This window comes from Pseudomonas wadenswilerensis (assembly GCF_024749185.1).
Taxonomy (GTDB): Bacteria; Pseudomonadota; Gammaproteobacteria; order Pseudomonadales; family Pseudomonadaceae; genus Aquipseudomonas; species Aquipseudomonas wadenswilerensis.
The window spans coordinates 2,029,443-2,041,996 of record NZ_CP087191.1; the positions used below are offsets into that span (position 1 = coordinate 2,029,443).

Sequence of the window (12,554 nt, forward strand, 5' to 3'; positions counted from 1 at the left end):
GCCAAGCTCTGGTAGCATCCGCGCCTATGACGCATTCAGGACGATTCACCTGCGGTTTGATTCTATGGTTTGCCAGCATCGGCGCGTATGCGCAAAGCGAGCTGGTGGTCCGGGTCAAACCTGCCAATAACGAACTCAAGGCCAATGTCGAAGGCTATATCGGCAGCCTTGGTAAACGCGATGAAGAGGCGCTGTTGCGCTTCAGCCGCGGCGCAGTCGAGCAGGCGCGCAAGGCCGCTCAGGCCCTGGGTTATTACCAGGCGCAGATCGACAGCGAGGTCAAACCACCGGCCAAGGCCGACAAGGGGCCGCAGCTGGTATTGAACATCGATCCCGGCGAGCCGGTACACCTGCGTGATGTGACTATCCGCATCGATGGCCCGGCCAGCGAACTCAAAGCCTTCCGCATTCCCGACAGCAAGGCGCTGCGCTCGGGCGCGGTGCTCAACCATGGTCATTATGAAGACGCCAAGCGCCTGATCCAGAACCAGGCATCGCGCTACGGCTACTTCAGCGGCCACTTCGTCCGCCAGCGCCTGGCGGTCGACCCGCAGGCGGGCGTCGCCGACATCGAACTGATCTATGAAAGCGGCCCGCGCTACCGTCTGGGCAAGGTCAGCTTCGCCGGCGATACCCCCCTGGATGAAGACCTGCTGCAACGCATGGTGCCGTTCAAGGCCGACACGCCTTACGATTCCGAACTGATTGCCGACCTCAATAATGCCCTGCAATCGAGTGGCTATTTCGAAGGCGTACGGGTCGATGCCGCACCCACCGCCGCAGTCGATCAGAGCATCCCGGTGGCCGTCCGGCTCGAGACTCGCAAGCCGCGAACCATGGGCCTGGGCCTGGGTTTCTCGACCGACGTCGGGCCGCGCGGCAAGGCCAACTGGACCCGCCACTGGGTCAATCCGCAGGGCCATAGCTACGGTTGGGAAACCGAGCTTTCGGCGCCGCGGCAGAACGTCGGCCTGTGGTACGACATCCCGCTCGACCCGCCGCTGACCGACAAACTGCGTTTTGCCGGTGGCTACCAGAACGAAGAAATCGCCGGCACCGACACCTTGAGCAAGCTGCTCACGGTCGGCCCGGAATGGCACAGCAAATTGCCCAGCGGCTGGCAGCGGGTCATCTCGCTGAAGTACCAGCGCGAAGAATACAAGCTCGGTGACGATTCGGGCCTGAGCAACCTGCTGATGCCCGGCATTAGTTATTCCTACCTGCGCAGCGACAACCGCATTGACCCGCACAACGGCTATCGCCTGCAGTTCGATGTGCAGGCGGCCAAGGAAGGGCTGGTTTCCGACACCAACCTGCTGCACGCCAATGTGTTGCTCAAGGGCCTGACCACCCTGGGCCAGAACCATCGCTTCCTCGGCCGTGTGCAGTTCGGCGGCAGCGCCACCAACAGCTACAAGAACTCGATTCCGCCCTCGCTGCGCTTCTTTGCCGGTGGCGACCAGAGCGTGCGCGGCTACGATTACCAGACCCTGTCGCCAAAGAACTCCGACGGCGATCGCATCGGCGGCCGTTACCTGGTAGCCGGCAGCGCCGAGTACCAGTATTCGGTCGCCGAGAAATGGCGGGTGGCGACCTTCATCGACCAGGGTAATTCATTCAACAATCTGGAGCTCCCCAGCCTCAAGACCGGTGTCGGTATCGGGGTGCGCTGGGTGTCTCCGGTCGGGCCGCTGCGTCTGGATCTGGCCCGCGCGCTGGATGACGACGGCGGTTTCCGTCTGCACTTCTCCATGGGGCCGGAACTGTGAGTCGCGTTATCAAATTCATCGTTCTTGGCCTGCTGGCCTTGCTCGTACTCCTTGTGCTGGGTGTGGGCCTGATGCTCGGTACCCAGGCCGGCAGCCGCTGGGCACTGGGGCTGGTGCCGGGGTTGCAGCTGGATAACTTCCAGGGGCGCCTGGCTGGGCAGTGGCAAGCCGAGCGCTTGCTCTGGGAACAGGGTGGCGATCGGGTCGAGCTGCTGGCGCCGGTATTGGCCTGGTCGCCGGGCTGCCTGCTGCGCATGACCCTGTGCATCGATCAATTGGAAGCCGACCAGGTCAACCTGGCCTTCGCCCCCGGCGAGCCGAAGCCCGACAGCGGGCCGCTGCAGCTGCCGGAACTCAAGCTGCCCATGGCCATCGAGCTGGGCACCGTGCGCATCGGCCATCTGCGCCTGGACGGCAATGAACAGCTCAGCCAACTGCAACTGGCCGCCCACTGGACCACGGCCGGGCTGCAGATCGACAGCCTGCAACTGCAGCGCGATGACCTCAAGCTGAGCCTGCAGGGCTCGCTCAAGCCCGAAGCCGATTGGCCGTTGCAGGCCCAAGGGCAGCTGCAGTTGCCGAGTGTCGATGGGCAGCCCTGGCAACTGGCATTGCAGGTGGACGGCGACCTGCAGAAAACCCTCAAGCTCAAGGCTGACAGCAGTGGCTACCTGCATGCGCGCCTGACCGGCGAGCTGCAAGCCCTGGCCGACAACCTGCCGGCGCAACTGCAGATCAGCAGCGAGGCGTTCAAACCCTCGGCCGAGCTGCCCGACACCCTGCAGCTGAACAAACTGCAACTGAGCGCCAAGGGCAACCTGCAAAGCGGCTATCGACTGCTTGGCACGGCCAGCCTGCCCGCCGAACAGGGTCCGGTGGCGCTCAACCTGCAAGGCCGGGTCGATGCCAAAGGCGCCGAACTCAGTGCCCTGGACCTCACTGCCAGCGCCGAGCAGGCGCTGAAACTCAAGGCCAAGGCCAACTGGCAGCAAGGCCTGAGCGCCGAAGCCAGCATCGACTGGCTGGATTTCCCCTGGCTGCGCCTGTATCCGCTGGAGCAAGCGCCCGAAGTTGCCTTGCGCCGTTTCAACGGCCAGGTGCAGTACCGCGATGGCAACTACCAGGGTGAGTTCAAAGGTGACCTGGACGGTCCGGCCGGCGCCTTCAGCCTGAGCAGCCCGTTCAAGGGCGACCTCAAGCAGGTCAGCTTGCCGCAACTGCTGCTCAATGCCGGCCAAGGCAAGGCCGCCGGCAGTGTCGGCGTGCAGTTTGCCGATGGCGTGGCCTGGGATGCGGCACTGGAGCTGTCGGCGCTGAACCCGGCGTACTGGCTGGCCGAATTGCCCGGCACCCTGGCCGGCCCGTTGCGCAGCAAGGGGGCAATGAAAAACGGCGAGTTGCGCCTGGACGCCGACCTTGACCTCAAGGGCCGTCTCCGTGGTCAGCCCGCAGTGCTTAAAGCAGTGGCCCAAGGGGCAGGGCAGGAATGGACCCTGGGTACCCTGGACATCCGCCTGGGCGACAACCACATCAATGGCAGTGGCAGCCTGCAGCAGCGCCTGGCCGGACAGATCGATATCAACCTGCCGCGCCTGGGCCAGCTCTGGCCGCAGCTGCAAGGCCAGGTCAAGGGCCGCCTGGAGGTTGCCGGTACCTTGCAGGCACCCCAGGGCAGCTTCGTGCTGCAGGGCCAGCAACTGGCCCAGGCCGACAACCGCGTGCAGCGCCTGAGCCTGGAGGCGCGTCTTGATAACGCGCAAAGAGCGGTCATCGACCTGCAGGCCGGCAGCATTCGCCTGGGCGATACCAGCCTCGGAATGCTCACTGCCAAGGGCGCCGGTGATCTTCGCCAGCAAAAACTGCAACTGGGCCTGGACGGGCCGCAGCTCAAGCTTGACCTGGGTCTGGATGGGCAACTGGACAAGGGCAACTGGCGCGGTCGCCTGGCCAGCGGCGAAATCCAGGCCGGAGGCCAGGACTGGCGCCTGCAGGCGCCGGCCAAACTGCAGCGCCTGGCCAGCGGCCAAGTGGATTTCGGTGCCCATTGCTGGCGTTCCGGCCAGGCCAGCCTGTGTGGTGAAGACCAGCGCCTGGCGCCCGAGCCGCGCCTGCGCTACCACCTCAAGCAGTTCCCGCTGCAAAGCCTGGCGCAGTGGCTGCCCAAGGACTTTGCCTGGCAGGGGCTGCTCAATGCCGACATCAACCTTGACGTACCGGCCAGCGGGCCCAAGGGCACCATCCTCATCGATGCCAGCGGCGGCACCTTGCGTGTGCGCGAAAAGGACCAGTGGCTGGACTTCCCCTACCAGACCCTGCGCCTGCAAAGTACCCTGGGCCCGCGGCGCATTGACACCCGTCTGGATTTCCAGGGCGACAAGCTCGGCGAGCTGGTGGTGAATACCCGGCTTGATCCGCTGGCAAAAAACAAACCCCTGAGCGGTGACTTCCGCCTCAGCGGCCTGGACCTGGCCATCGGCCGTCCGTTCGCGCCGATGGTCGAACGCCTCAATGGCCAGCTCAACGGCAGCGGACGCCTGTCCGGCACCTTGCTGGCTCCCCAGGTCAATGGCAGCCTGAACCTTGCGCGTGGTGAAGTCAGCGGCGCCGAGCTGCCGATCAGCCTTGAGGACCTGCAACTGCAGGCGCTGATCGCCGGCGAACAGGTCCAGCTCAACGGCAGCTGGAAAAGCGGCGATGCGGGCCAGGGCAGCCTGAGCGGGCAGATTGGCTGGGGCCATGCCCTGGCAGTCAACCTGGCACTGCAGGGCCAGCGTTTGCCGGTCAACGTCGAACCCTACGCGGCCCTCGAAGTGGCCCCGGACCTGAAGATCAGCCTGATCGACGACAAGCTCGCGGTGACCGGCAAGGTGCTGGTACCCAAGGGCAAGATCACCGTGCGTGAACTGCCGCCGTCCACGGTCAAGGTCTCCGATGACACGGTGATCCTGGGGCATCAGACCGAGGAGGGCAAAGCACCGATGGCCATGGCCATGGATATCGACGTCCAGGTGGGCCAGGAGAAACTCTCGTTCAGTGGTTTCGGCCTGACCGCCAACCTGTTGGGGCACGTGCATATCGGTGACAACCTCGATACCCGTGGTGAGCTGAGCCTGGCCGACGGTCGTTACCGTGCCTACGGCCAGCGGCTGACAATCCGCCGTGCGCGCTTGCTGTTTGCCGGGCCCATCGATCAGCCGTACCTGGACATCGAGGCGATTCGCAAGACCGATGACGTGATTGCCGGTATCCGCTTGAGCGGCAGCGCCGAGCAGCCTACCACCCAGGTGTTCTCGGAGCCGGCCATGAGCCAGGAGCAGGCGTTGTCCTACCTGGTCCTCGGGCGGCCGTTGGGCACCACGGGGGAAGACAACAACATGCTCGCTGAAGCCGCGCTCGGCCTGGGCCTGGCAGGCAGCGCCGGGATCACCGGCAGCCTGGCCTCGAGCCTGGGCATCGATGACTTCCAGCTCGACACCCAAGGCAGTGGCAACAACACCGCCGTGGTCGCCAGCGGCAACCTGACCGAGCGCTTGAGCCTGCGTTACGGGGTGGGGGTGTTCGAGCCGGCCAACACCATTGCCTTGCGCTACAAGCTCAGCAAGAAGGTCTACCTGGAGGCGGCCAGTGGCCTGGCCAGTTCCCTGGATATCTTCTACAAGCGCGATTTCTAGGGGCGGTCCTGGTCAACGCACGGTCGCGGCTTCGATGAACTCGTTGCTGTCGTCCGTGGGCTGGACAGGGGTGGACAAGCGAAGCGGGGTAATCAGTTTGGTGTACTCCTCGATCAGCCGGTTCAGCGCTTCCGGTGGTTCACAGGCCTGGAACTGCATGCGGATCTGCACTTCATCGGGGTCGCGTGCTGCATCGCCATTGCGTTTGCTCTGGCCGCCGACCGTTACATAGAAGCGCTCGCGTTGCAGGCTCTCGCTGGCCTCGGTGGTTTCGGTGTTTTGAATCCGCACAGAGAGGTCTACCTGCATGCGCTCCAGTGCCAGCCCCCGCGGTGACACCAGTGCGATCAGCGGGATCTGCATCGTGTGCTGATCGTCCATCGCCACTTCGACCATCTTGGCTTTCATCGGCGTGCCCAGTGCCTCGGCGTCATAGTCGAAAAACTGGTCGAACAGCTTGATGTACTGCTGGGCAATCAGGTTGTTGGTGGCCGCGGCGGCTTCCTGCAGGCCGCGAGTGATATCGCACAGGTCGCTGGCGATGATGGGCGCGTTGTTCGGCGGGCGCGGGTCCAAGCTGTGTGCACTCCTGGAAATCTTCAGCTCAAGCCCCCTCCAGCAGAGAGGGCCATTGGCGAAGGGTTACGCTGAGGTACCCAACGCAAGGGTGGTGGCTGTCAGCTGGAGCTTGTAACCGGCTTGCTGGCGGCTTCAGTGAGGGCATCGATGACCCGCATCAGTGCTTCAGGTGGTTCCATACGACGTACTTTGGTATTGAAGGCGTAGCGGGCACGGGTATCGGTCTTGCGGGTTTGCGTCGACTTGTGGCTGACCTGGCCTTTGAGCTCCATCTTGAACTTGCCGAAGCCAAAGGACGCGGCAGTACTCACTTCACCTGCGGTTTCGCTACTGGATTCGGCCTGTTGGCTAATGGTTACTTCGAACTCGACATTCCCTTCCTCGATGACGATGTTGGGGTGAGCGATCGCCGCCATGAGCGGGATGCGCATGGTTTTGGAGACGGTTCCCTTGGCTGCCCCCTGTTCATCGGTAACGGTTTCGTCGTAATTGAATTCGATGGCGACCGCTTTGCCATTCTCGACACAGACGCCCATGAGGAAGTCAGCGTAAGACTGGCTGGCGGCGACTTGGGCCTGGACCATTGCCTGCAGCGGTCCGGCGATCATCCGATCCAGGGGTAGGGCGTTCATGACCGAACCGATCATATCGTTGTCGACTGTTGCCATGGGGGATTTCCTTATCGTGGGTGCGCACCTTGTGCGCGGGTTGGGAATCTAGGGTAGTTGTCTGCTGACATCAGCGCGGGCAAGCGTCCTGGCGGCGAATATTGCCGATCTGACGCAGGCTCAATCCGTACTTGTTGGCCAGCATGCTGCGCGACAGGCCATCGGCGCTTTCCTGTTGAATCTGCTGGTTGCGCAGTTGGCGCAGGAAATGGTCAACCTTGGGGATTTCCAGTGCCATGCCGGCAAATCGCTTGATCAGCGCATCCAGCGCGGGCGCTGGCAGAATTTCCGCCAGGGCCGTGCGTTCGCGGTGTTTGGGAATGTACTTGGGGCGTCCGCCATAGGTGTTCGTCAGGTTGTAGGCATGTTCAATGCCAAGGCATTCGATCAGCATCTGCAGCGAGTGGGGCAGTTGCTCGACGTCGATTCGGTCCAGGTCGCTCAGTTCCATGGTGACTTCCTTGTGGGCGATAGTTCGGCACCTTGATGATCCGTGCCATGCGGCTGAAGCCATTGCAGGTAGCATCAGCGCGGCAAAGCGCGTCTGCCTGTCGTGGCTTGAGCTGGATTCTCGGCTACCGGGCAGAACGGAGGCTAGGCAGCAAGTGGGGCAGAAGGGGTGGCCGATTTGCACGCTTTCTGTAGGACTGGCATTGCTTCGATGTGGGAATGGAATACAGCCTCAAGCGCTGAGCCTTGACTACCCGTTGGTAAGGTAATTTCACCTTTGTCTGGTTGGCCAACCCATGCTCACTCGCAAGGGCGAGCCAGCAGCAGGCTGACCTGGCCCAGATAGCTGGCCGGCCGGCTGACTCCATGTTCAGGGAAGCTGCGCCAGTCGACCCACACGCACACAGCGGTCACCTCCTGTGCGGCAACCTTGCCGATGACCCTGGGGTGAAAGTCACGGCGATACAGCACCTGCGTCTGCTTCAGCGCGAGGGCCTCATCCGCTGTGGCCAGGGTAGCGGCAACCAGTGCCGGGATTTGTGCCTGGGGCACATCGAAGTGCACGCCTCGTGCGCCAGAGTCCAGGTGCCCGGCCTGTCGGGTGCGTTGCCAGAGCTGTTGCCATTGGCTGCTACCGGCGCTGCCCGCCAGCTGTGCGCCGAGTTCCAGCAAAACGTTTCGAGGTTGGGATTCGGTCGGCAAGGCATGAGCCTTGAAGGTGCCAAGCAGTAGCAGGCTGGCCAGCAGGGTGCGCATGAGCATGGTCGACTTCCATTCGTCTGGGCGTCAGCCCGGGAAGCCATGTTGGCAATGCAGTGCTGTCGGCAGAAGCGGGAAATTGTCCGCTGTCCGGTGGGGGACGTTGTATCATGCGCTCGGCCCGCGTCGGGCCTTTTCGCCGATGTCGCAAGGAAATACCCAATGACTCAAGGTCAACGCCTGAAATACTCCATCCTGATCTCCCTGCTGGTGCTGGGGATCATGCTCGGCCTGTCCTACCTGCAAAAGCAGGGGACGATCAGCGAGCAAGTGTTCCAGTACATCGCCATCGGTGTGGCGGTGGTTGTGGTGGTGGTCAATGGCATCATGCGGCGCAAGGTCAAGACCTGAGGCCGTAAGCGTGGCCGGCTTTGGCCGGCCGGGCGCTCAACGAGAGATGGCCTGCTCCAGCACTTCACGGGCCTGGGGGTTGAGGCTGTAGCATTTATCGCTGCCCAGGCTGATCACGCCTTCGGCGCACAAGCGCTTGAGCACTTCGCGAACGCTGAGGAACGACAGCGGGATATCCAGTTGCTCGAGCTGGCTGTGTATCCCGCGTACACCGATACTGCGACCATTGCGATCGGCCATGTGCAAGGCATCGATGACCTTCAGGCGAATCAGGCTGGTGCGCAGGCCAAAGGCCCGGAGCAGCTCGCGGATGTGTTCATTGCCGGGACGCTCGTTTTCGCCGGCTTCAGTTCTTTCAGTCACAGGTTGGCTCTTCGTGCGTCCAGGGCCAGCTATCACCGCTGACTGTTGCTGGTTGTACATGTGAATGCTCCATTTCTTGGCCTGTCCAGATAAGCAAAAGTGTTTGCCTACACCTATAAGACGAATGAGCGCGGCAAAACTGCAGTACCTGACGAAAAAAATCTGCAGATTCACCTTCTAAAGACGTATTGAGCTGGCTGAAACCGTAAATTTTCCCGGCGTATTTCGTTCAATCAGAACGACTTTTCCCTGATTGAGCTGGAGTGCGCGTGATCAAGCCTCGTCCTTTTGCAACCCTTTGTATGGCCGGGCTGCTCGCCGGTCTCAGCCTTCCCGTCCAGGCGCGGGTGGCAGCGGGCGATGCGTCTGCCGAAATCCGCCGTACCAGTTTCGGCGTGCCGCATATCCTGGCCCAGGACGAGCAGGGCCTGGGGTACGGTATTGGCTATGCCTATGCGCAAGACAACCTGTGCCTGCTGGCTAACGAAGTGGTCACCGTCAACGGCGAGCGTTCGCGTTACTTCGGTCCCAAGCAGCGCACTTTCGAGCAGCGCGAAAACCTGCCCAGCGACCTGTTCTTCAATTGGCTGAACACGCCGACGGCGGTGTTCGGCTTCTGGCAGGCACAACCGCCGGCCATGCGCGCGCGCCTTGAGGGCTATGCCAAGGGTTACAACCGCGCATTGGCCGAATTCAAGGCCCAGGGCCAGGGCGCGCAATGCCTGCAGGCAGAGTGGCTGCGGCCTGTCACCACCCTCGATCTGGTCAAGCTGACCCGCCGCTTGCTGGTCGAAGGCGGTGTCGGCCAGTTCGCCGAAGCATTGGCCGGAGCAACGCCGCCCAACATCGTCGCCCAGTTGCGCCCCGACCTCAGCGTCGCCCAGGCGCGCCAGGAGCAATTTGCCGTCGAGCGCGGCAGCAACGCCGTGGCGATCGGTGCCGAGCGTTCATTCAATGGCCGTGGCATGCTCCTGGCCAACCCGCATTTTCCCTGGGCAGGCGGCATGCGTTTCTATCAGATGCAACTGACCTTGCCGGGCAAACTGGATGTCATGGGCGCGGCCTTGCCGGGGCTGCCGCTGATCAACATCGGCTTTAACCGCCATCTGGCCTGGACCCATACCGTAGACACTTCCAAGCATTTCACCCTGTATCGGCTGGAGCTGGACCCCAAGGACCCGACCCGCTACCTGCTCGACGGCAAGTCGCTCGCCATGACCCATCAACGCCTGAGCGTGACGGTGAAGGGCGAAGATGGCCAGTTCAAGCCCGTGACCCGTGACGTCTACAGTTCGGTATTCGGCCCGATCGTGCAGTGGCCGGGGCGCCTGGACTGGAACAAGCAGTACGCCTTCAGCCTGCGTGACGCCAACCTCGACAACACGCGGGTACTTGAGCAGTGGGATGCCATGAACCGCGCCGATAGCCTGAAAAGCCTGCAAGCTTCGGTGCAGCGCCTGCAGGGTATCCCCTGGGTCAACACCCTGGCGGTGGATGCCAAGGGCCAGGCGCTGTACCTGAACCAGTCGGTGGTGCCCTACGTCGATGCCGCCTTGCTCGCCCAGTGCAGCGATCCGGCCGCCGGCCAGGAAATGATCGTGCTCGACGGCTCGCGCAGTGCCTGCAACTGGAAGGTCGACCCGCGCGCCGCGCAGGCCGGCATCTTCCCCGCGCAATTGCAACCGAGCCTGAGCCGTAGCGACTTCGTCCAGCACTCCAACGACTCGGCCTGGATGGTCAACCCGGCCAAACCGTTGCAGGGCTACTCACCGTTGATCAGCCGTGAGGGTCAACCCCTGGGCCCGCGCAGCCGCTTTGCCTTGCAGCGCCTGGCGAGCTTGAGCGAGAAGGGCAAGATCAGCCAGGCGGACCTGCAGCAGATGGTCATGGACAACCAGGTGTATGTCGCCGAGCTGGTCATGCCTGACCTGCTCAAGTGGTGCGCAGGGCAAACCGCCGATGCCCAGCTCGGCGCGCTATGCGCCAGCCTCAAGGCCTGGGACCAACGCGCCAACCTCGACAGTGGCCTTGGCCTGGTGCACTTCCAGAACATCATGCAGGCCCTGCAGGGGCGCAAGGACTTCTGGCGGGTCGGCTTCGACGCCGCCGATCCGCAGCACACACCGCGGGGGCTGGCCGTCGATCAGGCCGACGTGGCCAACGCCTTGCGTGAGGCAGCCTTGGCTTCAGTCGCGCAAGTGACCAAGGCCGGGCTCAGCAATGACGCGCGCTGGGGGCAGATCCAGCAGGCTGCCGATGGCACGCCGATTCACGGCGGGCCGGCGAGCCTGGGCGTGTACAACGCGATCCAGAGCGTACCGGTTGCCGCCGACAAGCGCCTGGTGGTCAGCGGCACCAGCTACCTGCAACTGGTAACCTTCGATGAGCGGGGGCCGCATGCCCTGGGCATGCTGGCGTTCTCGGAGTCCAGTGAGGCAGGTTCGGCCCATGCCGGTGACCAGACCCGGGCGTTCTCGGCCAAGCAGTGGCAGGTGATTCCATTCACCGAGGCGCAGATCAAGGCCGACCCGCAGTATCGTCTGCAGGTGATTCGTGAGGTTGAGGGCGCGACGCTGGCGAAGTCCGCGCCTTGATTCAATGAACCAGATCCCTGAGCAGCAAGCCGAAGGCCAGATCGACCTGCTCGGGGATCGGCAGATACACCGTATGCCCATCCCCCGGCGCCACTTCGATCGTGCCACCCTGGCGATCACGCAACTGGTGCAGGTCGAAGTGGTAATTGCCCTTCGGCGTCATCAATTCCAGATGATCACCCACCGCAAAGCGATTCTTCACCCGCACTTCGGCCAGGCCGTTGATCCGCTCGCCGCTCAGTTCGCCGACGAACTGCTGGCGCTCGGACACCGAGTTGCCACGCTGGTAGTTCTGATATTCATCATGCACATGCCGGCGCAAGAAGCCCTCGGTATATCCGCGCTGGGCCAGTGATTCGAGGTTGAGCATCAGGTTGCGGTCGAACTCGCGCCCGGCCGCGGCATCGTCGATGGCCTGGCGGTACACCTGGGCGGTGCGCGCGCAGTAGAAGTGCGACTTGGTCCGGCCCTCGATCTTCAGCGAATGCACGCCCATGCGCGTCAGCCGCTCGACATGCTGCACCGCGCGCAGGTCCTTGGCGTTCATGATGTAGGTGCCGTGCTCGTCTTCGAAGGCCGGCATGTCTTCGTCGGGGCGGTTGCTTTCCTGCAGCACGAACACTTGCTCGGTCGGTGCGCCGAGACCCAGGGTCGGCTCTACCTCGCGAACGATTTCACCGGTGACATTCTCGCTCGCCGGGGTGGCCTTGTACTGCCAGCGGCAGGCGTTGGTGCAACTGCCCTGGTTGGCATCGCGGCGGTTGAGGTAGCCCGACAGCAGGCAACGGCCGGAGTAGGCCATGCACAGGGCGCCGTGGACGAAGACCTCAAGCTCCATCTGCGGCACCTGTTGGCGAATCTCCTCGATCTCTTCCAGCGACAGTTCACGCGACAGGATCACCCGGGTCAGGCCCTGGCTGCGCCAGAACTCGACGCTGGCCCAGTTCACCGTGTTGGCCTGCACCGAGAGGTGGATCGGCATCTGCGGGAAGTGCTGGCGCACCAGCATGATCAGGCCGGGGTCGGACATGATCAGTGCATCCGGGGCCATGTCGATCACCGGCGTCAGGTCCCTGAGGAAGGTCTTGAGCTTGGCGTTATGCGGGGCAATGTTGACCACCACATAGAAGCGCTTGCCCTGGGACTGGGCCTCTTTGATACCTAGCGCGAGGTTGGCGTGATCGAATTCATTGTTGCGCACGCGCAGGCTGTAGCGCGGCTGCCCGGCGTAAACGGCGTCAGCGCCGTAGGCGAAGGCATAGCGCATGTTCTTCAGCGAGCCGGCGGGGGCGAGCAGTTCGGGTTTGGCGAGAAGGGTCATGATCGGGCTGCGGCAAAAGGCGCGAATGC

10 protein-coding genes are annotated in these 12,554 nt (G+C 63.2%); 4 read left to right on the forward strand and 6 right to left on the reverse strand.

The features are described from left to right. Positions 1–26: 26 nt before the first annotated feature. On the forward strand, positions 27–1,769 hold the full coding sequence (locus LOY45_RS09350) for an autotransporter assembly complex protein TamA (protein WP_134063359.1): 1,743 nt from the start codon (positions 27–29) through the stop codon (positions 1,767–1,769). After that, positions 1,766–5,440: a translocation/assembly module TamB domain-containing protein gene (locus LOY45_RS09355; protein WP_258579009.1), complete on the forward strand. Its 3,675-nt coding sequence runs from the start codon at positions 1,766–1,768 to the stop codon at positions 5,438–5,440. Before LOY45_RS09350 ends, LOY45_RS09355 begins: the two co-directional genes overlap by 4 nt. A gap of 12 nt (positions 5,441–5,452) precedes the next feature. On the opposite strand, the gene LOY45_RS09360 is transcribed toward LOY45_RS09355, so the two are convergent. The 4 genes from LOY45_RS09360 to LOY45_RS09375 all read right to left on the reverse strand — a co-directional run bounded on the left by LOY45_RS09360 (position 5,453) and on the right by LOY45_RS09375 (position 7,899). Further along, positions 5,453–5,986 (reverse strand): DUF2589 domain-containing protein, encoded by a 534-nt coding sequence (locus tag LOY45_RS09360; protein ID WP_233674739.1) that lies wholly within the window; start codon positions 5,984–5,986, stop codon positions 5,453–5,455. Between the two features lie 131 nt (positions 5,987–6,117). Continuing rightward, complete coding sequence (locus tag LOY45_RS09365; protein ID WP_115087799.1) at positions 6,118–6,687, reverse strand: DUF2589 domain-containing protein; 570 nt, start codon at positions 6,685–6,687, stop codon at positions 6,118–6,120. Between the two features lie 70 nt (positions 6,688–6,757). Beyond that, positions 6,758–7,138: a Mor transcription activator family protein gene (locus LOY45_RS09370; RefSeq protein ID WP_134063353.1), complete on the reverse strand. Its 381-nt coding sequence runs from the start codon at positions 7,136–7,138 to the stop codon at positions 6,758–6,760. Between the two features lie 299 nt (positions 7,139–7,437). Beyond that, positions 7,438–7,899, reverse strand: coding sequence for a hypothetical protein (locus LOY45_RS09375; RefSeq protein WP_258579010.1), 462 nt, complete (start codon positions 7,897–7,899; stop codon positions 7,438–7,440). A 159-nt stretch (positions 7,900–8,058) separates the two neighbouring features. Between LOY45_RS09375 and LOY45_RS09380 the strand changes: the two genes are divergently transcribed. Beyond that, positions 8,059–8,247 carry a hypothetical protein gene (locus LOY45_RS09380; protein ID WP_115087782.1) on the forward strand — a complete coding sequence of 63 codons (189 nt, stop codon included), beginning with the start codon at positions 8,059–8,061 and terminating at the stop codon, positions 8,245–8,247. 36 nt (positions 8,248–8,283) lie between these two features. Here the strand turns inward: LOY45_RS09380 and LOY45_RS09385 are convergent, their stop codons facing one another. Continuing rightward, positions 8,284–8,670 (reverse strand): fe2+ zn2+ uptake regulation protein, encoded by a 387-nt coding sequence (locus LOY45_RS09385; protein ID WP_115087781.1) that lies wholly within the window; start codon positions 8,668–8,670, stop codon positions 8,284–8,286. 242 nt (positions 8,671–8,912) lie between these two features. Here LOY45_RS09385 and pvdQ point away from each other — a divergent pair, with 242 nt between their 5' ends. Next, entirely contained in the window at positions 8,913–11,204 is a 2,292-nt protein-coding gene (gene pvdQ / locus LOY45_RS09390) for a bifunctional acylase PvdQ (protein WP_134063422.1), read from the forward strand. A gap of 1 nt (position 11,205) precedes the next feature. On the opposite strand, the gene trhP is transcribed toward pvdQ, so the two are convergent. Further along, positions 11,206–12,525, reverse strand: a complete 1,320-nt coding sequence (gene trhP / locus LOY45_RS09395) for a prephenate-dependent tRNA uridine(34) hydroxylase TrhP (RefSeq protein ID WP_233674732.1) — start codon at positions 12,523–12,525, stop codon at positions 11,206–11,208. Positions 12,526–12,554: the final 29 nt, after the last annotated feature.